The sequence below is a fragment of the Bacillus rhizoplanae genome (assembly GCF_917563915.1).
Lineage (GTDB): Bacteria > Bacillota > Bacilli > Bacillales > Bacillaceae_G > Bacillus_A > Bacillus_A rhizoplanae.
On record NZ_CAKJTI010000002.1, the window covers coordinates 151,527 to 172,011 of the forward strand.

Sequence of the window (20,485 nt, forward strand, 5' to 3'; positions counted from 1 at the left end):
GTGGGGGGCTTTATCCCCCACTGATGGAAAGCCCGCCCAATCGGGCTTTTACGGGCAGTTATCCCTCACCTATCTTCCTCGTTTTTCTCCGAATCTTAAGGTGAGGTCTTACTGCCCGTTAACGGGATAAAGAAGGATTGTAAGTACGAAAGAATCGTGGGCAGAGAAATCTGCCTGCTTTTTTTCTTGCTGACAATTTCGTACACTAAAAAGTAAGAAGCAAAGGGGGAGAAAAAATGGGAGAACTTTGGTATGGTGGAAAGATTTATACAATGGAAGAAGAAGGAACGACCGTAGAAGCTGTTTACGTAGAAAACGGTAAGATTATTGCTGTTGGAATGAAAGAAGATTTAGAATCTCGTTATCATCCGAAGCAGTTATTTGATGTAGAAGGAAAAACAATGCTCCCTGGTCTTGTAGACAGTCATATGCATCTTATTGGACACGGGGAACGATTGCTTCGCTTAGATTTATCAGCATGTACATCTTATCAAGAAGTGTTAAATCTTGTTGCTGAACGAGTAAAAACAGCCAAGCAAGGAGAATGGATTATTGGAGAGGGCTGGAATGAAAATAATTTTACAGATCGGAAAGACATACATAAACGCGATTTAGATGTTCTGTCACTTCATCATCCTATTTTATTGAAACGCGTTTGTCGTCATGTGACTTTAGTAAATTCTTATATTCTTGAGAAAGCAGAGATTATGCAGGGAAGAGAAGATCCGAAAGGCGGGAAAATTGGACGAGATAAAACTGGTGAATTCACAGGTTTATTGTACGAACAAGCGCAGGATTTAATTGCTCATATTCAACCAGAAATCGATGCAGCGTATTTAACAAACGCATTGAAAACAGCCATTAAAGATTGTTGGAAATATGGATTAGTTGGTGGTCATACAGAAGACTTAAACTATTACGGTGGTTTTCAAAAAACATATAAAGCCTTTGCAGAAGTGATTCGAGATATGCCGTTTAAAGCGCACCTTCTAGTTCATCATGAGGTGGCACATGAAAGGGAGCGCTATGAGAGTACACGTTATATTGAGTTTGGAGCGATGAAAATCTTTTCAGATGGTTCCTTTGGCGGACGAACAGCACTGCTTAGTGAGCCATATGAAGATGTAAAGGAAACAAATGGAGTTGCCATCTTTTCACGTGATGAACTTGCGCTACTTGTAAAACAAGCGAGAGATTTTCATATGCCTGTTGCAATTCATACAATTGGTGATTTATCACTTGAATATGTGATAGATGCGCTCGAAATGCATCCACCAAAAGAAGGGCAGCGTGATCGCATTATTCACTGTCAGCTTGTACGTGAAGAGTTAATTGAGCGAATGAAGAAGCTCCCTGCAATTTTAGATCTTCAACCTGTCTTCGTTTCTTCCGACTTTCCATCTGTTATTGAAAAACTAGGGGAGCATCGCCTTCGTTATGCCTATGCCTGGAAAACACTTCTTCATGCTGGCTTGCACTGTGCGGGCGGTTCGGATGCACCAATCGAGCAGGTGAACCCGCTTTTAGGCATATACAGCGCCGTAACAAGGAAAAGCTTTGTGGATGGAAACTGTTACATACTAGAAGAAAAGTTAACAGTATTTGAAGCTGCTTCGCTATTCACAACAGGAAGCGCATATGCGATTGGAAAAGAAGAGAGCCGCGGGAAAATTGCTGCAGGGTATGAAGCGGATTTTACTATATTAGACAGAGATATATTTGACATTCAGGAAGAAGAAATAAAAGAGATAGATGTTGTAATAACGGTTGTGGATGGTGAAATTGTATATAAAAAATAGAGGCAGCATATGCCGCCTCTATTTTTTATCCCGCATTAACGGGCAGTAAGATCCTCTACCTCAAGATTCAGAGAGAAGCAAAGAAGATAGGTGGGGGATAACTGCCCGTAAAAGCCCGATTGGTTCAACTAGCCGTCAGTGGAGGATGAAGAAAACCTCCACTGACGGAAGTTTCACTTTATAAAAACGTTCTTTGTACTTTCTCCCAGAACGAATTATTTTTCAGTTTCACTGTTTTAATTTGTTTATCGCTTAAACGAACAACTGCTTTTTCGACTTGTTTAATACTTAATGCTTCGTTATCCATGCCCATGACAGGATAGTCGTTGCCACTTGGAGCTAATTTTAGTGTTAATGTACGATTATTGTTTAAGATAAATGGGGAACCAAGTGTACGGTACGTATTGTTATTTAAAGAAGCGAGTTCACTCACCTGGAAACATGGAATTAATGTATCCACAACAGCTCCGCGTAGTGATTTATTATATGCTGTGCTCCCTGTTGGTGTAGAAACGACTAAGCCATCGCCTCTGAATGTTTCAAAGTATAAGTCATCAACGTACACATCTAGTACAAATGTTTTAATAACGCTAGAGCGCAGTGAAAATTCATTTAAGCAATAAAAAGATGTATCATGATCAACTGTTACTTGAATTGTTGGATATCTTCTTACTTCAATTTCATTTTTTGTGATTTCTTGAAGGGCGCTATCGACATGGTCAATGTGGAAGTCACAGTAAAAGGAAATATCATCTGTTGTCGAAACCCCTGCGTATAAACAATCTTCACGAAATCCTGTTTTTCTGACAGCTTGCAAGAATGTACCGTCGTCGCCAACACTAACGATGGCATTTGCATGTTTTGGATGGTCTAATATTGTAAATCCATTTTCTTCTAAAATGTCGTATACTGGTTTCATTTTTTCGACAAGTGTTGCTTTATCATCACCGTAAAAGAAAAATAAATTGCGACGATCTGCCATTTTGTATCCCTCCATGCAGTAAATAATATGTTCGAATACTATATTTCGATAAAAAGTATTAAAAATCCTTCTATTTTTTAGAAAAATCTATATTTTCAATTTCGTTTATTCTTTTCATATTGTGTCGATAATGGATACGAAATGAAAGGATGGTACGATGAAGTGGCTTGCGATTGGAATTGGAATACTTATTTTGTTCGTCTTGCTTATTTTGTTATCGAAATTATCGCTGAAAATTAGTTTGTTATATACAGAAACAGAAAAACAATGTTTATTTCAAGTGAAAATATGGATGATTCATTATACGTTTGATGTACTTGAGCGGATAGAGAAACAACAAAAGAAAACAGATCAAAAAATTGAAAAAGCAGAAGAAGAGGGCGGAACAGAAGATAAGTTTGTAGCAATGCTTGACAGTATAGCCGAGGTTATAAAAAGGATGCAAGAAATCCATACTATGATGAAAGGCTTTCTTCAAAAAGTGAAAATCAAAAATTGGAGATGGCGTTCGCAAGTTGGAACAGGTGATGCAGCGAGCACTGGAGTTATAACAGGCTATGTATGGTCAGTAAAAGGAATGATTGTTGGCATTACTGGAAATTATATGGACATTATCGGTGTACCTCAGCTTGAAGTTACTCCAATTTTTCAAGGGGAAACTGTGGCATCACATTGTGAATTAACAGCTTCATTTCGTATATACCGTGCAGTGAAAGCGGCAATTCGTATATTTGTATTTTTGAAACAACAAGGGGTTATTGCTACAGATAATGCTATGCAACAATGAACATAGGGGGGATTATGTGGAACATCCAATTCAAGGATTGATGACAACAGCGATGCAACATTTAAATCATATGATTGATGTAAGCACAATCGTCGGTGATCCAATTCAATCGCCAGATGGAAGTGTCATCTTACCGGTTTCTAAAGTAAGTTTTGGCTTTGCGGCAGGCGGGAGTGAATTTGGTAAACTTGAAAACAATAATCGTCATCCATTTGGCGGTGGTAGTGGGGGCGGCGTTTCCATTAATCCAATTGCTTTTCTCGTTGTAAATAGTGAAGGTGTGAAAGTGCTTCACTTAGATAAACAGACACATATACTTGATAAAATAATGGAATTAGCACCGCAAGCAGTCGATAAAGTGAAAGAAATGATGAACACACAAAAAGGTGAACAGCCGGAGTATGAAATATAGAATGAAGAAGCTAATCAATTGATTAGCTTCTTTTTTTATTAAATAGAGCGATTCATTTGCATTCTGTTTGCTGAACATCTATCATTTACACTGTACATATTTTGTTATAGAAAAGGGAGGATTTTCAAATGGCAAACGTAACGTTTAAAGGAAACCCAATCACTTTAGTTGGAACAGAAGTTAAAGTAGGCGACCAAGCGCCTAACTTTCAAGTATTAGCAAATGACCTATCTCCAGTAACTTTAGAAACATACAAAGGTGCAGTGAAATTAATTAGTGTTGTACCATCTATCGATACAGGTGTATGTGATGCGCAAACTCGTCGTTTTAACGAAGATGCAGCTGGTATTGAAAATGCAAAAGTATTAACAATTAGCGTTGATTTACCATTCGCTCAAAAACGCTGGTGTGCAGCTAACGGTTTAGAAAATGTTGTAACGCTTTCTGATCACCGTGACCTTTCTTTTGGCAAAGCATACGGTGTTGTAATGAAAGAACTTCGTTTACTTGCACGTGCAGTATTCGTAGTAGATAGCAACGACAAAGTTGTTTACGTAGAATATGTAAGCGAAGGTACAAGCCATCCAAATTACGAAGCAGCATTAGAAGCAGCAAAAGCTGCAAAGTAATGTGAAGAGCAAAAAGCGACCTCTTATGAAAAGAGGTCGCTTTTTCTTTTGGAAAGAATTTAGAGTGTGGTATGATATAAGTTATGTGTATTTTAGTTTTAAGGAGGAATTTTCGTGAGTTCAACAGTAGAAACATTATTTTCTATCTTTGATTCTTCTGCCGTAATTTTACGTAAAGAATTAGACATAACCTATTTAGAAGCGCTTGTAGAAACAGGCGATAATTTATTTGAAGGAACAATTTTACAAGAAGGATTAGAACAACCAACAATTGAACGACTAGAGCGTGAATATAGCAAGTTTAATGAAGAAAACTATAAAGGCGAAGAAATTCGCAAAGCGTTTCAACTTGCCATCTTAAAAGGAATGAAAGAAGGCGTACAAGCAAATCATGAAATGACACCAGATGCAGTTGGTATGTTTATGAGTTATTTATTCCAGAAATTTATGAAGGATCAAAAGGAAATGACTGTTTTAGATCCTGCAATTGGAACGGGAAATTTATTGATGACAATCTTTAACGGTTGCCCAGAAGGTACAAATATGAGCGGATTTGGGGTAGATGTGGATGATTTGCTTGTTAAGCTTGCTTTAGTCAATGCAAATTTACAAAAACAAGCAGTTGAGTTTTTCAATCAGGATGGATTAGCTCCTCTTTACATTGATCCAGTTGATGCAGTTGTGTGTGATTTACCAGTCGGCTATTATCCAAACGAAATTGGTGCAAGTGAATATACTTTAAAAGCAGATGAAGGCATGTCTTATGCGCATCATCTTTTTATTGAACAAAGTGTAAAACATACGAAAGAAGGCGGCTATTTATTTTTCTTAGTGCCAAACTTCATTTTCGAAAGTGATCAAGCGCCAAAGCTTCATGCATTTATTAAAGAAACATGTTTTGTGCAAGGTCTACTGCAGCTACCTGTTTCCATGTTTAAAAATGAAAAAAATGCAAAAAGTATATTTGTTCTCCAAAAGAAAGGGCAAGATACAAAAATGCCAAAACAAGCGTTATTAGTAGAATTGCCAAAATTCTCAAATATGAAAGCGATGGAGAATATTATGAATCAAATTAATGGTTGGTTTGCTGAACAAAAGTAAACAGTGTTTATATGTAACAGGTATATACTAATATATAGTACAGTTTTATATTGTTTACAAAATTCAGTAATATATATAAGAGTCGAAATGAAAAAATGTTAAATCTGTAATATAAAAAAATTCTTTGTGTTACAATTTTTTCACTTGAAATATATGTCGTACGATGTTTAAATTAAAATCGTGAGTATAAAACTTCTGTCAGTAAAATATTTATATTAGCTGATGGCTAGTTGAAGACATAAAATTGAGCGGTTTGTGGAAAGATTCCACAAGGCTAACAAGAGAAAAAGGGGCGAAAGACTAGATGTCAAAAATCATCGCGATTAATGCAGGAAGCTCTTCCTTGAAATTCCAATTATTTGAAATGCCAAGTGAAACAGTATTAACAAAAGGTTTAGTAGAACGTATCGGTTTAGAAGATAGTATATTTACAATTACTGTAAACGGCGAGAAACAAACAGAAGTAACAAATATCGCAGACCATGGAGTTGCGGTTAATATGCTTTTAAACAAATTAACTGAAACTGGCATTATTAAATCTCTTGATGAGATTAGCGGTATTGGTCACCGTGTTGTACACGGCGGTGAAAAATTCGCAGATTCTGCTCTAATTGACGATCAAGTATTAGCAGAAATCGACGCTTTAAGTGAGTTAGCGCCACTTCATAACCCAGCACACGTTGTTGGTATTAAAGCGTTCCAAGAAGTTCTTCCGAACGTACCTTCAGTAGCAGTGTTCGATACAGCATTCCATCAAACAATGCCGGAAGAATCTTTCTTATACAGCTTACCTTACGAATACTATGAGAAATACGGCATCCGTAAATACGGTTTCCACGGTACTTCTCACAAGTACGTAACAGAGCGCGCAGCTGAATTATTAGGCCGTCCACTTGAAAGCTTACGTTTACTTTCTTGTCACTTAGGTAACGGTGCAAGTATCGCAGCTGTTGAAGGCGGAAAATCAATTGATACGTCTATGGGCTTCACTCCACTTGCTGGTGTAACAATGGGTACACGTTCTGGTAACCTTGATCCTGCGTTAATTCCATATATTATGAAGAAAACAGGACAAACTGTAGATGAAGTTCTTAACGTATTAAACAAGAAAAGTGGTATGTTAGGTCTTTCTGGATTCTCAAGTGACTTACGTGATATTGAACAAGCTGAAGAAGAAGGAAATCACCGTGCAGAAGTAGCACTAGAGATATTTATAGGCCGCATTCATAAATATATCGGTTCTTATGCAGCTCGTATGAAAGGTGTAGACGCAATCATCTTTACAGCTGGTATTGGTGAGAACAGTGCATTAATTCGTGAGCGTGTATTAGAAGGCCTTGAGTTCATGGGTGTATACTTTGATGCGAAACGCAACAATTTCCGCGGTGAAGAAGCATTCATTAGCTTCCCGCACTCTCCAGTAAAAGTAATCGTAATTCCAACAGACGAAGAAGTTATGATTGCTCGTGATGTAGTACGTCTTGGAAATATTGGTTAATATATGATAAAAAAGACGGGATGATTCCCGTCTTTTTTTGTATTATTTTTTTGAAAGTAGTTCGGTTAATCCGTTTGGGTATAATGTTTTTTCTCCTTGCAAAAATGTTTCAATGGGAACACATACACCGTAGGAGATGTTCTGTCCTTCTGTTATTGTGAATCGATCCTTTTGATAAAGTTCTTTTTTTGAAAAGCAGACAGAATACAATTGGATTAGTTCATGTCCAATTGTATTTTCTATTTGAAAGATATTTTCTAAACAGCCCAAATATGCAACGATTTCCACATCGACGCCAAGTTCTTCTTCGAATTCTCGGATAACAGTTTGCGTTGCATACTCTCCAAGTTCCATACTTCCGCCAAGTGGTCTATAATAATAGCCCTCACCACTTTCATGTTTTCCTTTATATTCTTCAACAAGGATACAATGATTGTGTTCAATAATACCTAAGGCTTTTGCACGTGGATACATAGCATTCCTCCCATTTTTTATCCCGCATTAACGGGCAGTAAGACCCCCACCTCAACATTCTGAGAAAAGCGAAGAAGATAGGTGGGGGATAACTGCCTGTAAAAGCCCGATTGGTTCAACTAACCATCAGTGGGGAATGAAGAAAGCCCCCACTGATAGAAGTTTCACTTTATTATGACGCATTTAAAGTTAACATGTTTTTCAGAAAAAAACAGGCGTTCTTTCTCTTCTAGCAAATATGTTACAATGTAGAAAAAATAATCCAAGGGGTTGTTTGTATGCTGTCAAAGCGAGAAGAACGAATTTTATATGATATGAAAAGCTGGGAGCAGCAATTAGTGCAACAAGAATCAACGGATTTCCAGAGAATGTTTGATAAGTGGTTGAACGGCACATTTTCTAAGTTACCAGAAAAAAAACGAAATGAATTTTTTTCGAAAGCAGATGGATGGCTCTTTCATCTTCATGCATTTATTCAAAGTTCGCAATCACAGCTCGATGCACGTGGACGTATTTTAGGCACGGCACGTTTATTTGATGATTCCATTGAACATATTGAAGAAATGAAAACATTATCGATTGATCAATTAACATACATAGCAGAACAGCAAACAGCTCGTCATCGTTTATATTCTTTCGTGCAAGGAGGAGTAACAGGAATTGGTGGCTTTTTATTATTAAGTGCAGACTTACCAGTAATGGTTGCCTTAAATGTGAAAGCAGTGCAGCTAATCGCCACATCATTTGGTCATGATGTGAATAAACCGTATGAAATGATGCTAGCGTTAAAAGTATTCCATGCAGCCATATTGCCAACGCATTTGCAGCAGTATGCTTGGTACAACTTACTGCAAGAGTTAGAACAAGAAGAAGCGGCTCCATTCTTCTATGAGGGAGAAGAGGAAGTGTTGAACCCAGCATCTGTACAGGTGCTATTAAAACAAATCATGAAAACGTTCGTTATTTATTCACTGCGTCGTAAGTTGTTTCAAGGTGTACCGGTACTTGGGATTGCGGTAGGATCAACGATGAATTACCGTTTAACACGGAGCATAACAGAATTTGCAAATCGATTTTATCAAATGCGTTATTTACGCCAAAAAATATAAAAAGCGAAAGGCAGCCGCCTTTCGCTTTTTAGTTTGTTGCATGTTGTTTTGATAATGGAATTGCCACTGGTTTCTTTTCCTTTGCTGGATAGTAGATTAAATCTAGTACTTTCGCCTGCACGGCAAGGGAAAGAATCGTAAAGGCAATTTCAGTCCATGTTAAATAATATAATGAAAGTGCAATGACAATTGCGTCAAAAACGAAGAAAATTTGCCCAATTGTAAAGCGTGATTTTTTGCTTAATACAATAGTTAAAATGTCGTCTCCGCCTGTTGCACCACCGAATCGTAAAATAAAACCAAGTCCAATCCCAGCTAATGCACCGCCCACTACTGCAGCTACAAATAAGTGATTCGATAAATCCACCGTGAACGGAGAATAGTTTTCCATTAAAGAATAAAATACTCCGAATGAAACGGAACCAACAAATGAATAACCGACCATTTTTTTACCTAAAAATGTAGCACATAGTAAAATGACAGGAATATCCATTAAAACAGTTGAAATTGACGGTGAAATGTCAAAAAAGTTTTGTAAAAACAGTGCGATTCCTACAAAGCCACCTTCTGTTAAGTGATTTTGAAACTGAATGTGGTATAGGGCGACAGCTAAAATAAATGAACCAAGTAAAACCATAAAAATTTCTTTAATAATTTGTCGACTTTGGATGTTCTCCATCGTTATTCCTTCTCTCCGTAGTTAGTAGTTTTTTGTTTTTTCATAAACTAACTACGCCTACATAGCAGCAGTTAGTTTACATACGTCTAACTACGCTATATATCACTGAAGAAATAACGAATAATCCTCTCGTCCATCAATTCTCCCTACTTTCGTTTTAGTTTAGGTCTGAAACAGACTAAACAAAACTTAGAGTAGGATTTTCATTTAGCAATCCTGCTCTCTTCAATGTTTTGTTTAGCGAGTATGAAACAACCTAAACAAAACGCTACGTGTAAGAAGAGTCTTTTCGTTGCCAAATTATCCTTCGGGCAATCATAATTTCCCCACTCTCGTATTTTTTTTCGCTAGACAAAGTATCTAAGCAAAAAAATACGCTACGTGTAAGATTCGTCTTTTCGATGCCACATGCTCCTTCGAGCGATCATGATATCTAAATCCTTTCTATAAAAGATTATATTCCATTATATCATACTTTTTTAAAATGTATGTTCTTGGAAGTCGACAATGGGCAGCGAAAAACCTACATACTTCGTAAATATGGAAGCTTTAGGTGAAATTCGTGTAAATTTTGCTGAAAAATGGTGCAATAAAAAAACATTTGCCGTCGAAAGATTTTCCGTATGAAAAATTAAATTTTGTTCATTTTTCTTTAAAACTTACTTTAATTAATTACAAAATGTTTATTTTAAACAAAATATTTTGTATTATTCGAATAATATTATCTATAGTGACTGGAGAGATTTGTATGAAAACGATAGATATACAAGAAAGGATGGAGGAAAAAAGGAAGGAACTAATTGAACTTGTAAGAGATTATGGTTTTTATCATGATAGAGTAATTGTATGTAGTCAAGAATTAGATAGTTTAGTATATCTTTTGATGGAAAGTACTATATACACAGAGAAAGCGTCTCATATGTCCGAAAAGAAAAATACGATTACCACTGCATGTTTAACGGAATAGACAAGGCTATACTTTCTATTATTATAATATAGATATATTTTAACTAGTTTCGCGTTGTAACTTACCGTATTTGAACAAGTCGACAACGATATTGTTTATCTATAATTGAAAGCGTTTTCAGGATACGTACAAAGGGGAACGGAAAGAAAAAAGATAGAACTGTTTTATCCCGCTATTTTTGGGCAGTAAGACCCCCACCTCGAGATTCAGAGAAAATCTAAGAAGATAGTTGAGGGATAACTGCTGGCATGCGCCTGATTGGTTCAACTAACCATCAGTGGGGGACCACTGATGGAAGTTGAACTTTATAAAATTTTTAAGTCGTTGAGGAAATATTCTCAACGACTTTTTTATTTCACTATTCATGGGTGGTAAGACCTATACTTCAATATTCAGAGAGAAGCGAGGGAGATAGGTGGGTGATGAAGAAAACCCCCACTGATGGAAGTTTTGCCTTACTGATGTGCTTTTCCTACAGATACATTTTGAGTTAGACGATACCAAAGCCAAAGATCGTTAATAATGGAAGCGAGATCCGCGATTTCTGTATTGAGTCTACAAGAAATTGCAAAGTTTTCTTCGTTATTTAACCGGTGTTGTTTCGTGTTAATGATATGTTCAAGTTCTTTAATCCGATCTGGTATTTTCCCGCGAATTTGTTCCCACTTTAATAAAATTGCATGTTGCACTGTTTCAGGTATATCCTCCCATTCTTCTTGGAAATCAGGTAGTTTAATACCTAGGTGTTCGTTATATGTGAAATATTGTTCCATACATTGTCCCCTCCATTTTCTGTCTTCATTGTATCGAAAAAGGGAAAGAACTTCGACGAAATTGTTTTAAAAATAATTATGAATATCCCTTGCAACATTTTGTGAAAGGTGATAAATTATGAATTAATATTAATGATGATGAATAATTATTCTTTAGGGGGATATAAAATGGAGAACAAAAAAGTTGTATTAGCATATTCCGGAGGTCTTGATACTTCTGTTGCGATTAAATGGTTGCAAGAAAAAGGATACGATATTATTGCACTTTGTTTAGATCTAGGGGAAGGAAAAGATTTAGAGTTTGTAAAAGAAAAAGCATTGTCCGTCGGAGCAATTAAATCTTATATGATTGATGTGCAAGAAGAGTTTGCGAATGAATACGCATTAAAAGCATTGCAAGCTCACACGTTATATGAAGGGAAATATCCACTTGTATCTGCATTATCTCGTCCGTTAATTGCTAAGAAATTGGTAGAGATTGCAGAGATGGAAGGTGCAAGTGCAGTTGCACATGGATGTACTGGAAAAGGAAATGACCAAGTACGTTTTGAGGTTTCTATCCAAGCGTTAAATCCGTATTTAGAAGTGATTGCACCGGTGCGTGAATGGAAATGGTCACGTGAAGAGGAAATTGCGTATGCAAAAGAAAACAATGTACCAATTCCGATAAACTTAGACAGCCCGTTTTCAATTGATCAAAACTTATGGGGACGCAGCAACGAATGTGGAATCTTAGAAGATCCATGGGCAGCACCGCCAGAAGATGCATATGAAATGACGTTAGCATTAGAAGATACACCAAACAAACCCGAATTTGTAGAAATTGGTTTTGAAGCAGGGGTGCCAACGACATTAAACGGCGTATCATATTCACTTTCAGAGTTAATTAAAACGTTAAACGCTCTTGCTGGTAAGCACGGGGTTGGCCGCATCGACCATGTAGAAAATCGTCTTGTTGGTATTAAGTCACGTGAAGTGTATGAATGCCCAGCGGCGATGACATTGATTACTGCACATAAGGAATTAGAAGATTTAACGCTTGTAAAAGAAGTAGCACATTTTAAACCGATGATTGAACAAAAATTAACAGAGTTAATTTATAACGGTTTATGGTTCTCGCCTTTAAAAGATGCTCTTGTTGCCTTTTTACAAGAAACGCAAAAAAATGTAACAGGTACAGTACGTGTGAAACTGTTTAAAGGACATGCGATTGTAGAAGGACGTAAATCAGAGTATTCTCTATACGATGAAAAATTAGCGACGTATACAGTAAATGATGAATTTAATCACGATGCAGCGATTGGATTTATTTCATTATTTGGTTTACCAACAAAAGTATACAGCCAAGTGAATCAAAAGAAGGTGGAGGCATGAGCAAACTTTGGGGCGGCCGTTTTACGGAACAGGCCGAACAGTGGGTTGAGGAGTTTGGAGCTTCCATCTCCTTTGACCAGCAATTAGCAGTAGAAGATATACAAGGAAGTATGGCCCATGTTACGATGCTTGCGAAATGCGGTATCGTAACGGCTGAAGAAGGAGAGAAAATTAAAAACGGCTTACAACATTTACTTGAAAAAGCAAAGAAGCACGAGCTTACGTTTTCTGTTGAAGCAGAAGATATTCATTTAAATATTGAAAAGATGTTAATTCAACATATTGGTGAAGTTGGCGGTAAGCTGCATACAGGAAGAAGTCGTAACGACCAAGTAGCAACGGATATGCATTTGTATTTGCGAAATGAAGTGCAAGGTATTATCGAGGCAGTGAAACAAGTGCAAATTGTACTTGCAGGACAAGCTGAAGAACATATCGAAACAATTATGCCAGGGTATACGCATTTGCAGCGTGCGCAGCCGATTTCTTTTGCTCACCATCTCCTTGCATACTTTTGGATGTTAGAGCGTGATGCGAATCGTTTTAAAGATTCGTTAAAACGTATTAACATTTCTCCGCTTGGAGCTGGGGCACTTGCTGGGACAACATTCCCGATTGATCGCGAGTATAGTGCGCAGTTGCTTGGTTTTGAAGGAATATATGAAAATAGCTTAGATGCAGTAAGCGACCGTGACTTCATTCTTGAATTTTTAAGTAATGCTTCTATATTAATGATGCATTTATCGCGTTTTTGTGAAGAACTTATTTTATGGAGCAGTCAGGAATTTCAGTTTATTGAAATGAGCGACAGCTATGCAACGGGTAGCAGTATTATGCCGCAAAAGAAAAATCCAGATATGGCAGAGCTTATTCGCGGAAAAACAGGAAGAGTATACGGCAACCTGTTTAGTTTATTAACGGTTATGAAAGGATTGCCGCTTGCTTACAATAAAGATTTGCAAGAAGATAAAGAAGGTATGTTCGATACAGTAAATACAGTAAAGGGCTGTTTACATGTAATGGCAGGCATGCTTGAGACGATGACGGTGAAAAAAGATAAAATGGCACAGGCTGTCACGCAAGATTTTTCAAATGCGACAGAAATTGCAGATTATTTAGCGAGTAAAGGGTTACCGTTTCGTCAGGCACATGAAATTGTAGGAAAACTTGTCCTTCATTGTATTAACGAAGGTGTTTATTTGCTAGATTTACCGTTAACAACCTACCAAGAGATGAGCTCGTTATTTGAGGAAGACTTATATGAAGTGCTTTCACCATATGCAGCAGTAAAACGAAGAAACAGTGCAGGTGGTACAGGATTCGCACAAATTGAACAGGCACTTCAAAAAGCAAAAGAGATAGTAGAAAATCCCGTGAACATGTAATGTTTCACGGGATTTTTCATGATTGTTACATATATTCAATTAATTTACTTTCTAATGCTTTTGATCTTTGCAGAGATGTTGTTTTTCGTTTACGGCTTGTAGCAGTTCCAAACATAATATTTTCAGGGTCTAGACTATGCGTTCGATAAGAGTTTGTATCTGGATTTTTTCCTTGTAGTTTTCGGTGGGAGTAGAATAAGATATGTCCGAGTTCGTGCGCAAGTGTATTTTCTAGCGAAGATTTTGTAAGGATAATATGATTGAAACGGCTTTTCGTCGTGAAGGAAGAGAACGTTCGTCCTGTCGTATTATTCGAGAGGTGCCTTGCATTTGTATAGAATATTGAAATGCTATTTGGATTTGGAAAGAGATACTTTCTTTCACGAAATAATCGTTGTATATTTTTGCTTTGTTTTTTACGAAATGAAGTATCATTCGTTTGAACAGAAAAATTTTTCAGCGTTGTGATACTTGTGATAATAAAGTCTATGTTCCATATTTTGGTTGCTAACGCAACTTGCTGCTTAATTTGTTTTTCAGTTACATTGCAGCCGGGAAGAGTAAATATACATAAGTTCATAATTGGAGTAGCGGATTTGCTTTTTCTTTTATTCTCATCACTCAAAAACATCACACCTTTATGCTTGGACATATATATAATGTATGCATAAAGAAAAAGGTTGCTTGTACGCTGCAAGCAACCAGTCGCCTATATTTTTTCATGTTCGTATTTATGCTTTCCTTCTGTAATGCGAATATATTCTATATCCATTAAATCGCGAAAAAGTGCACCGTGACTTAACTCCACACCATGTTTTTCTTTGAAGTGGGCACAAATTTTTTCTACCATGTCAATTTCTTGTCCGTTTAAATCCAGTATAATACGTTCCTGACTTTCCATGCCGTTTCCCTCATTTCCTTTTTTCTTAGCATAACCTTAGAGAATCATTTTATCCCGCTATTGGCGGGCAGTAAGACCCCCCTTCAGAGAGGAGCGAAGGAGATTGGTGAGAACTTTCCATCAGTGAGGGATACCCCCACTGATGGAAGTTTTACTTTATTTAAAGCAAATAAAAAAAGCACCAAGCTCATGAAATAAAGGCTTGGTGCTGCTTCATTACAGTTATTAAATTTCCCCTTGCTCTTCGTCACCGCGAACAACAAGGACATCGCATTTCGCATAGCGAATAATATGTTCAGAGACGCTGCCGATTAAGAAGCGCTCTACTGCGTTTAAACCAGTTGCTCCGCACATAATTAAATCAACTTTGTGTTTCGGTGCGATATCTTTTGAGATTTTTGATTTTGGATTACCAAATTCTAATACAGTTTCTATTTTTGTTAGACCTGCTTCTAATGCAGTCTTTTTGTAGTCTTCTAATAAATCTTCTGCAAATAAATTTGCACGTTCTGCAATAGCGCGGCTATATGCTTCTACTGCAGAATAAGCTTTGACGTCAACGATATGAGCGATTGTTAATGTAGCGTTGTTACGCTTCGCTACTTGAATGGCTTTTTTGAATGCTTTTTCAGCTTCTTTAGAACCATCGACTGCAATTAAAATATTTGTATATGTAGTATTCATGAACGATTCCTCCCAATTGTATAAGTGTTATAACTCTTTACACTTTTATTATAAAGTAAATTATGGAAAAAGGTATGTCAGAAACGTTACAGAATTTTGAAAAATCTGTTCAAACTTTTTAGTTGTAATTATTCGAAGAAGTTGTTACATATGAATTATAGCAAGAAAAAAGGAGGCTTATTTTTGTGAGACATGCGCTCATTACAGCCGGTACAAAAGGTTTAGGGAAGCAAGTAACAGAGAAATTATTAGATAAAGGATATTCGGTAACAGTAACGTATCGCAGTGATGTACAAGCGATGGAAACGTTACAACAGCAATATAAACATCTTGCACATCGTATGCAATTTGTGCAAGCGGATGTAACGAAACAAGAAGATTTACATAAAGTAGTAACAAAAGCGATGGAGCATTTTGGTCGTATTGATTTTCTGATTAATAATGCAGGTCCTTACGTATTTGAACGTAAAAAATTAGTTGAGTATGAAGATAATGAATGGAATGAAATGATTCATGGTAACTTAACAGCAGTTTTTCATTTATTAAAACTCGTTGTACCGATTATGCGACAGCAGAAATTTGGTCGTATTGTGAATTATGGATTTCAAGGAGCAGATAGCGCGCCGGGATGGATGTATCGTTCCGCATTTGCGGCTGCAAAAGTTGGACTAGCTTCACTCACAAAAACGATTGCCTATGAAGAAGCGGAATATGGTATTACATCAAATATGATATGTCCGGGTGACATTATTGGTGATATGAAGGAGGCAACAATTGCTATGGCACGTACGTTACCCGATCATCGTACGCCAATCGGGCGTTCTGGTACAGGGGAAGACATCGCTCGTACAATTTCCTTTTTATGTGAGGAAGATTCGGACATGATTACGGGAACAATTATAGAAGTAACGGGAGCAGTTGACGTTATTCATCGATATCGTCAAAACTAGACAAATTCTATCGGACAACTTTCATTATTTTTGTCAAAAAATGCGATATTATGGTAAAATATAAGAGAATAGAAAGCGCTTTATGAAAAGCGTATATGCTATGGCTATTCAGGGGTAATTTTATAATCTCAAGGGGGAATTTCCAATGCGTATCGGTGTACCAACAGAAATTAAAAACAATGAAAATCGTGTGGCAATGACGCCAGCTGGTGTTGTTCATTTAATTCACAATGGTCATGAAGTTTTTGTTCAAAAAGGTGCTGGTTTAGGATCTGGTTTTACAGATGAAGCATATGTAGAAGCAGGAGCAACAATTGTAGAAACAGCACAAGAAGCTTGGAATCAAGAGATGGTTATGAAAGTAAAAGAGCCAATCGCAAGCGAATACGGCTATTTCAGCGAAGGCTTAATTTTATTTACGTACTTACACTTAGCTCCAGAACCAGAATTAACAAAAGCATTAATTGAAAATAAAGTAGTCGCAATTGCGTATGAAACAGTTCAATTAGACAACCGTTCTTTACCATTACTTGCACCTATGAGTGAAGTAGCTGGTCGTATGTCTGCACAAATTGGTGCACAATTCCTTGAAAAAACAAAAGGCGGAAAAGGTATTTTACTTGCAGGCGTTCCAGGGGTAAAACGCGGAAAAGTAACAATTATCGGTGGTGGTCAAGCTGGTACAAACGCAGCGAAAATTGCTGTTGGTTTAGGTGCTGACGTAACAATTATCGACCTAAGTCCAGATCGTCTTCGTCAATTAGACGATATCTTCGGTAACCAAGTAGCAACATTAATGTCTAACCCATATAACATTGCAGAAGCTGTAAAAGAGTCTGATCTTGTTATCGGTGCAGTATTAATTCCAGGTGCAAAAGCGCCAAAACTTGTAACAGAAGAAATGATTAAATCTATGGAACCAGGTTCTGTTGTAGTCGATATCGCAATCGACCAAGGCGGTATTTTTGAAACAACTGACCGTATTACAACACATGACAACCCAACTTACGAAAAACATGGCGTTGTTCACTATGCAGTTGCAAATATGCCTGGTGCAGTTCCACGTACGTCAACTCTTGCGTTAACAAACGTAACAGTACCATACGCAGTACAAATCGCAAACAAAGGCTATAAAAAAGCTTGCTTAGATAACAGTGCCTTATTAAAAGGTATTAATACATTAGATGGCTACGTAACATTCGAAGCAGTGGCAGAAGCACATGGTTTACAATATGCAGATGCGAAAGAGCTTCTTGAAAAAGCACCTGCTTTATCATAAGAAAGAATACAAAGCGACTATCCGTTGGGTAGTCGCTTTTATTATGGTTTCATCCGTGCTCGTGCAGTTTCTCGTTGGCTACTTACAGGAAGAGAAGTACCTGCTTTTGCTAAACCGAAAAGAGGCATATTTGCATATACACTCTCATATTGACCTTTCTCAACAACAAATGTTTCATGAAAAATACCAACCGTTTCAGTTTTGGAAGCTTTTTGGTTAAAATTTTTCCATGCTTCTAAATGTAAGGAAGCATGGCGTGCATAGTGTTCAAGAGCTTCAAATGATTTCCAATATTGAATTTGTACAATTGTGCGGCCGGTGAAGAAAGATTCTGTGCTGAGAAAACCGAGTTCTTTATTTTCATATAGTTCTTTTAGCATTCCACCCATTGCTAGCGCTACGGGTAACCATTTCGAAACAGCAAATAGTTTATTAATGCGCATACCAATCACAAACACTACAAATGAATCGTCCATCTGTGCAGTATAACGTCCAGGTATTACAGGTTTCATCATTCATCCCTCTTTTATTGTGGATTTAATATGTTTAAATGAAGGTCATACATTTCCATTACATTTTGAGTTTGAAAGACATGGGCTGTTAAATAGGCACCGTAAAAAATAGAGTGTAATAGTTTCACAATCTGTGAAGTGTCCATCTTGAGTGTAATTCCTCCTGCAGCTTTTCCTTCTTCCACGCAGTTTGCAAATACTTCATTTAAATTTGGAATGAGCTTTCGTACTTGCTCTTCTTTTTCGGGATATAATAGATAAATTTCTGCATCTGTTAAATGAGGCATACAAGGATGCATTTTTTCTTCTGAGAGAAATGCAATTAAACTTAGCATCAGTCCAGGTTTTTCTTTTGCATATTCTGAAACTCCTTCAAAAATATGACGGAGTGCAGTCATTCCCTTTTTGTTTGTTTCTTTCAGCTCCAACATACGATCCGTTAACCATAACCTCATGAAATAAATAAGAATGTCTTCTTTTCGGGAGAACATTTTAAAAAATGTTACCTTCGAAATTTCTACTCGTTCGCATAATTCTTCAACGTATACTTCTCGAAATGATTTTTCTCCAATGATGTCTAATGCAGTGTGAAATAGTTTAATTTTGGTTCGTGCTTTTTTGATTTCTCGTAGTGGTAATTTCTCTTTCATTACTATGCTCCTTGTTAGTAAAAATTAACTCTTATTAATAAATTAACACGAGTTAATTTTTGAATCTACACTTTAATTTAAATTTTTTGAATTTTTATCCAATAAATCAGAAAAAGGTTTGATATGATCAAATTAGAAGAAATTGCAATATAACACTTGGATAATGAGTGATAGGGAGATAAATATGAAGAATGAACTTACAAAAAAATTAAACTTAGAAAAAATCAACTTATTAGAGATGACAAGAAATATTACAGAGCAACACAAAAATTTTGTTGTTTCAAATGTAAATAATCATTGTTTGCGGATTGCTGTATTTACGGGAGAATATGATTGGCATTTCCATTCGAATTCAGATGAATTATTTATGGTATTAGAAGGAGAGTTATTAATTGATTTTCAAGATCGAGAAACGATTGCCTTAAAGCCAAATGATACGTTATGCATTCCGGCGGGGACAATTCACCGTACAAGAGCATTAGAGCGTACTGTAAACCTTTGTTTTGAAGACGTAGATGCTGATACGGTTATCGTGGAGAATGTATGAAGAGCCGTTTTTACGGACTTATAAAGACAAGGTAGTTTAAAACGAGTTGTTTTAAAGGGATAGAGGAAAGTAGAGTTCACAAGATTGAAAGCACATCAAGTTTTGATGTGCTTTTTATGTATAGAAATTTTTGTGGAATTTGTATACATTTTATCCCGCATTAACGGACAGTAAGACCCCCATCTCAAGATGCAAAGAAAAGCGAAGAAGATAGGTGGGGCTAACTGTCCGTAAAAGCCCGATTGGTTCAACTAACCATCAGTGGGGGATGAAGAAAACCCCCACTGATGGAAGTTTCACTTTATGTTTTCAAACGTTAAGTACATAGAAAGGAGCGAATGCTGAATTATGATATATACGAATTACTGTTATTAGAAAAATCAAGAGCAGTATATCAATATTTACTAAAACTTGGCATTGAAACAAAAGAAGCTGAAGATATTCCGTTAGATAGTTACGGAACAGGTCAATCTGAATCAATTTTTAAACTCGTTTGGACTTGAGAAAAGATAAAATGTGTAACAGTGGATGCGTATGGATTTACAATGTCGATAAACTCTTCTGCTTTAGAGAAGTTCTCAAATTGCATTTTTAGCATATAACAAGCATTTCCGGCTATACGGTAACAAAAATCCACATTAGGAAGACTCTCAATGTAATTTTTAAAATTTTTATAGCCACCGTTTTTAACTGTTGCTTCTATTATGCATTGGATAGGAAATCCCAATTTTTCATAATCAATTTCTAAAGTATATTTTTTTATTATTCCAAATGACTCCATTTGTCTTACTCGTTCAGTTACAGATGGAGAAGATAAATTAATTCTTCTTCCAAGTTCACTCATTGATAAACGACTATTATTAGATAACTCAACTATTATTTTTTTATCAATATCATCTATTTTCATTTTTAAAGTAATTCCCCTCTTTTTGTTTGTTATTTAAAAGATTGTTTAACAATACGTTTCTAATTTAATGTAATCTATAGATTTTA

The 20,485-nt window shown here is 36.5% G+C and carries 24 protein-coding genes; 14 read left to right on the forward strand and 10 right to left on the reverse strand.

Annotation, left to right across the window (positions count from 1 at the left end):
- The first annotated feature begins 236 nt into the window (after positions 1-236).
- Positions 237-1,799, forward strand: a complete 1,563-nt coding sequence (locus LRP84_RS02855; RefSeq protein WP_230573696.1) for an amidohydrolase — start codon at positions 237-239, stop codon at positions 1,797-1,799.
- 178 nt (positions 1,800-1,977) lie between these two features.
- On the opposite strand, the gene LRP84_RS02860 is transcribed toward LRP84_RS02855, so the two are convergent.
- Entirely contained in the window at positions 1,978-2,781 is an 804-nt protein-coding gene (locus tag LRP84_RS02860) for an NAD kinase (RefSeq protein ID WP_230573697.1), read from the reverse strand.
- A gap of 157 nt (positions 2,782-2,938) precedes the next feature.
- Between LRP84_RS02860 and LRP84_RS02865 the strand changes: the two genes are divergently transcribed.
- From LRP84_RS02865 to LRP84_RS02885, 5 genes are all read left to right on the forward strand, one after another.
- Entirely contained in the window at positions 2,939-3,568 is a 630-nt protein-coding gene (locus LRP84_RS02865) for a DUF2953 domain-containing protein (RefSeq protein WP_230573698.1), read from the forward strand.
- Between the two features lie 16 nt (positions 3,569-3,584).
- On the forward strand, positions 3,585-3,980 hold the full coding sequence (ytfJ, locus tag LRP84_RS02870; RefSeq protein ID WP_230573699.1) for a GerW family sporulation protein: 396 nt from the start codon (positions 3,585-3,587) through the stop codon (positions 3,978-3,980).
- Between the two features lie 128 nt (positions 3,981-4,108).
- The gene (gene tpx / locus LRP84_RS02875) at positions 4,109-4,609 is read left to right on the forward strand and encodes a thiol peroxidase (protein WP_230573700.1); all 501 of its coding nucleotides are present in this window, start codon (positions 4,109-4,111) and stop codon (positions 4,607-4,609) included.
- A 114-nt stretch (positions 4,610-4,723) separates the two neighbouring features.
- Positions 4,724-5,710 carry a class I SAM-dependent methyltransferase gene (locus tag LRP84_RS02880; protein WP_230573701.1) on the forward strand — a complete coding sequence of 329 codons (987 nt, stop codon included), beginning with the start codon at positions 4,724-4,726 and terminating at the stop codon, positions 5,708-5,710.
- Between the two features lie 304 nt (positions 5,711-6,014).
- A complete protein-coding gene (locus LRP84_RS02885; RefSeq protein ID WP_230573702.1) occupies positions 6,015-7,208 on the forward strand; it encodes an acetate kinase in 1,194 nt (397 codons plus the stop codon).
- Positions 7,209-7,250: 42 nt separating this feature from the next.
- Here the strand turns inward: LRP84_RS02885 and LRP84_RS02890 are convergent, their stop codons facing one another.
- Positions 7,251-7,682, reverse strand: coding sequence for an NUDIX hydrolase (locus LRP84_RS02890; RefSeq protein ID WP_230573703.1), 432 nt, complete (start codon positions 7,680-7,682; stop codon positions 7,251-7,253).
- A 278-nt stretch (positions 7,683-7,960) separates the two neighbouring features.
- On the opposite strand from LRP84_RS02890, the gene LRP84_RS02895 reads away from it, so the two are divergent.
- A complete protein-coding gene (locus tag LRP84_RS02895) occupies positions 7,961-8,791 on the forward strand; it encodes an EcsC family protein (protein WP_230573704.1) in 831 nt (276 codons plus the stop codon).
- 28 nt (positions 8,792-8,819) lie between these two features.
- On the opposite strand, the gene LRP84_RS02900 is transcribed toward LRP84_RS02895, so the two are convergent.
- Positions 8,820-9,470 carry a YitT family protein gene (locus tag LRP84_RS02900; protein WP_230573705.1) on the reverse strand — a complete coding sequence of 217 codons (651 nt, stop codon included), beginning with the start codon at positions 9,468-9,470 and terminating at the stop codon, positions 8,820-8,822.
- Between the two features lie 748 nt (positions 9,471-10,218).
- Between LRP84_RS02900 and LRP84_RS02905 the strand changes: the two genes are divergently transcribed.
- Positions 10,219-10,437, forward strand: coding sequence for an aspartyl-phosphate phosphatase Spo0E family protein (locus LRP84_RS02905; protein ID WP_230573706.1), 219 nt, complete (start codon positions 10,219-10,221; stop codon positions 10,435-10,437).
- 455 nt (positions 10,438-10,892) lie between these two features.
- Here the strand turns inward: LRP84_RS02905 and LRP84_RS02910 are convergent, their stop codons facing one another.
- Complete coding sequence (locus LRP84_RS02910; RefSeq protein ID WP_230573707.1) at positions 10,893-11,210, reverse strand: radical SAM protein; 318 nt, start codon at positions 11,208-11,210, stop codon at positions 10,893-10,895.
- Positions 11,211-11,378: 168 nt separating this feature from the next.
- Here LRP84_RS02910 and LRP84_RS02915 point away from each other — a divergent pair, with 168 nt between their 5' ends.
- Both LRP84_RS02915 and argH read left to right on the forward strand, forming a co-directional pair.
- Positions 11,379-12,584 (forward strand): argininosuccinate synthase, encoded by a 1,206-nt coding sequence (locus tag LRP84_RS02915; protein ID WP_230573708.1) that lies wholly within the window; start codon positions 11,379-11,381, stop codon positions 12,582-12,584.
- Positions 12,581-13,969 carry an argininosuccinate lyase gene (argH, locus tag LRP84_RS02920; protein ID WP_230573709.1) on the forward strand — a complete coding sequence of 463 codons (1,389 nt, stop codon included), beginning with the start codon at positions 12,581-12,583 and terminating at the stop codon, positions 13,967-13,969. The genes LRP84_RS02915 and argH overlap by 4 nt, the downstream gene beginning before the upstream one ends.
- Positions 13,970-13,994: 25 nt before the next feature.
- On the opposite strand, the gene LRP84_RS02925 is transcribed toward argH, so the two are convergent.
- From LRP84_RS02925 to LRP84_RS02935, 3 genes are all read right to left on the reverse strand, one after another.
- Positions 13,995-14,594: a hypothetical protein gene (locus LRP84_RS02925; protein ID WP_230573710.1), complete on the reverse strand. Its 600-nt coding sequence runs from the start codon at positions 14,592-14,594 to the stop codon at positions 13,995-13,997.
- Between the two features lie 84 nt (positions 14,595-14,678).
- Positions 14,679-14,870 (reverse strand): ProA domain protein, encoded by a 192-nt coding sequence (locus LRP84_RS02930; protein WP_230573711.1) that lies wholly within the window; start codon positions 14,868-14,870, stop codon positions 14,679-14,681.
- Between the two features lie 225 nt (positions 14,871-15,095).
- Positions 15,096-15,554, reverse strand: a complete 459-nt coding sequence (locus tag LRP84_RS02935; RefSeq protein WP_230573712.1) for a universal stress protein — start codon at positions 15,552-15,554, stop codon at positions 15,096-15,098.
- 185 nt (positions 15,555-15,739) lie between these two features.
- On the opposite strand from LRP84_RS02935, the gene LRP84_RS02940 reads away from it, so the two are divergent.
- Positions 15,740-16,504, forward strand: coding sequence for an SDR family oxidoreductase (locus LRP84_RS02940; protein ID WP_230573713.1), 765 nt, complete (start codon positions 15,740-15,742; stop codon positions 16,502-16,504).
- 145 nt (positions 16,505-16,649) lie between these two features.
- Positions 16,650-17,783: an alanine dehydrogenase gene (ald, locus tag LRP84_RS02945; protein WP_230573714.1), complete on the forward strand. Its 1,134-nt coding sequence runs from the start codon at positions 16,650-16,652 to the stop codon at positions 17,781-17,783.
- 41 nt (positions 17,784-17,824) lie between these two features.
- On the opposite strand, the gene LRP84_RS02950 is transcribed toward ald, so the two are convergent.
- Both LRP84_RS02950 and LRP84_RS02955 read right to left on the reverse strand, forming a co-directional pair.
- Positions 17,825-18,295 carry a DUF4188 domain-containing protein gene (locus LRP84_RS02950; protein WP_230573715.1) on the reverse strand — a complete coding sequence of 157 codons (471 nt, stop codon included), beginning with the start codon at positions 18,293-18,295 and terminating at the stop codon, positions 17,825-17,827.
- Between the two features lie 14 nt (positions 18,296-18,309).
- A complete protein-coding gene (locus tag LRP84_RS02955) occupies positions 18,310-18,945 on the reverse strand; it encodes a TetR/AcrR family transcriptional regulator (RefSeq protein WP_230573716.1) in 636 nt (211 codons plus the stop codon).
- A gap of 184 nt (positions 18,946-19,129) precedes the next feature.
- Here LRP84_RS02955 and LRP84_RS02960 point away from each other — a divergent pair, with 184 nt between their 5' ends.
- Complete coding sequence (locus tag LRP84_RS02960) at positions 19,130-19,492, forward strand: cupin domain-containing protein (RefSeq protein ID WP_230573717.1); 363 nt, start codon at positions 19,130-19,132, stop codon at positions 19,490-19,492.
- 338 nt (positions 19,493-19,830) lie between these two features.
- Positions 19,831-19,995, forward strand: a complete 165-nt coding sequence (locus LRP84_RS02965; RefSeq protein WP_230573718.1) for a hypothetical protein — start codon at positions 19,831-19,833, stop codon at positions 19,993-19,995.
- Here the strand turns inward: LRP84_RS02965 and LRP84_RS02970 are convergent.
- Positions 19,959-20,399 (reverse strand): Lrp/AsnC family transcriptional regulator, encoded by a 441-nt coding sequence (locus LRP84_RS02970; RefSeq protein ID WP_230573719.1) that lies wholly within the window; start codon positions 20,397-20,399, stop codon positions 19,959-19,961. The two genes, LRP84_RS02965 and LRP84_RS02970, sit on opposite strands and share 37 nt — an antisense overlap.
- Positions 20,400-20,485: the final 86 nt, after the last annotated feature.

What these genes read in the sequence shown, in the direction of transcription:
- LRP84_RS02855 (WP_230573696.1), top strand. Translation starts at nt 237, where the DNA reads ATGGGAGAACTTTGGTATGGTGGAAAGATTTATACAATGGAAGAAGAA.
- LRP84_RS02915 (WP_230573708.1), top strand. Translation starts at nt 11,379, where the DNA reads ATGGAGAACAAAAAAGTTGTATTAGCATATTCCGGAGGTCTTGATACT.
- tpx (WP_230573700.1), top strand. Translation starts at nt 4,109, where the DNA reads ATGGCAAACGTAACGTTTAAAGGAAACCCAATCACTTTAGTTGGAACA.
- LRP84_RS02965 (WP_230573718.1), top strand. Translation starts at nt 19,831, where the DNA reads ATGCTGAATTATGATATATACGAATTACTGTTATTAGAAAAATCAAGA.
- LRP84_RS02885 (WP_230573702.1), top strand. Translation starts at nt 6,015, where the DNA reads ATGTCAAAAATCATCGCGATTAATGCAGGAAGCTCTTCCTTGAAATTC.
- argH (WP_230573709.1), top strand. Translation starts at nt 12,581, where the DNA reads ATGAGCAAACTTTGGGGCGGCCGTTTTACGGAACAGGCCGAACAGTGG.
- LRP84_RS02890 (WP_230573703.1), bottom strand. Translation starts at nt 7,682, where the DNA reads ATGTATCCACGTGCAAAAGCCTTAGGTATTATTGAACACAATCATTGT.
- LRP84_RS02930 (WP_230573711.1), bottom strand. Translation starts at nt 14,870, where the DNA reads ATGGAAAGTCAGGAACGTATTATACTGGATTTAAACGGACAAGAAATT.
- LRP84_RS02865 (WP_230573698.1), top strand. Translation starts at nt 2,939, where the DNA reads ATGAAGTGGCTTGCGATTGGAATTGGAATACTTATTTTGTTCGTCTTG.
- LRP84_RS02905 (WP_230573706.1), top strand. Translation starts at nt 10,219, where the DNA reads ATGAAAACGATAGATATACAAGAAAGGATGGAGGAAAAAAGGAAGGAA.
- LRP84_RS02900 (WP_230573705.1), bottom strand. Translation starts at nt 9,470, where the DNA reads ATGGAGAACATCCAAAGTCGACAAATTATTAAAGAAATTTTTATGGTT.
- LRP84_RS02950 (WP_230573715.1), bottom strand. Translation starts at nt 18,295, where the DNA reads ATGAAACCTGTAATACCTGGACGTTATACTGCACAGATGGACGATTCA.
- LRP84_RS02955 (WP_230573716.1), bottom strand. Translation starts at nt 18,945, where the DNA reads ATGAAAGAGAAATTACCACTACGAGAAATCAAAAAAGCACGAACCAAA.
- LRP84_RS02860 (WP_230573697.1), bottom strand. Translation starts at nt 2,781, where the DNA reads ATGGCAGATCGTCGCAATTTATTTTTCTTTTACGGTGATGATAAAGCA.
- LRP84_RS02935 (WP_230573712.1), bottom strand. Translation starts at nt 15,554, where the DNA reads ATGAATACTACATATACAAATATTTTAATTGCAGTCGATGGTTCTAAA.
- LRP84_RS02960 (WP_230573717.1), top strand. Translation starts at nt 19,130, where the DNA reads ATGAAGAATGAACTTACAAAAAAATTAAACTTAGAAAAAATCAACTTA.
- LRP84_RS02970 (WP_230573719.1), bottom strand. Translation starts at nt 20,399, where the DNA reads ATGAAAATAGATGATATTGATAAAAAAATAATAGTTGAGTTATCTAAT.
- ald (WP_230573714.1), top strand. Translation starts at nt 16,650, where the DNA reads ATGCGTATCGGTGTACCAACAGAAATTAAAAACAATGAAAATCGTGTG.
- LRP84_RS02910 (WP_230573707.1), bottom strand. Translation starts at nt 11,210, where the DNA reads ATGGAACAATATTTCACATATAACGAACACCTAGGTATTAAACTACCT.
- LRP84_RS02895 (WP_230573704.1), top strand. Translation starts at nt 7,961, where the DNA reads ATGCTGTCAAAGCGAGAAGAACGAATTTTATATGATATGAAAAGCTGG.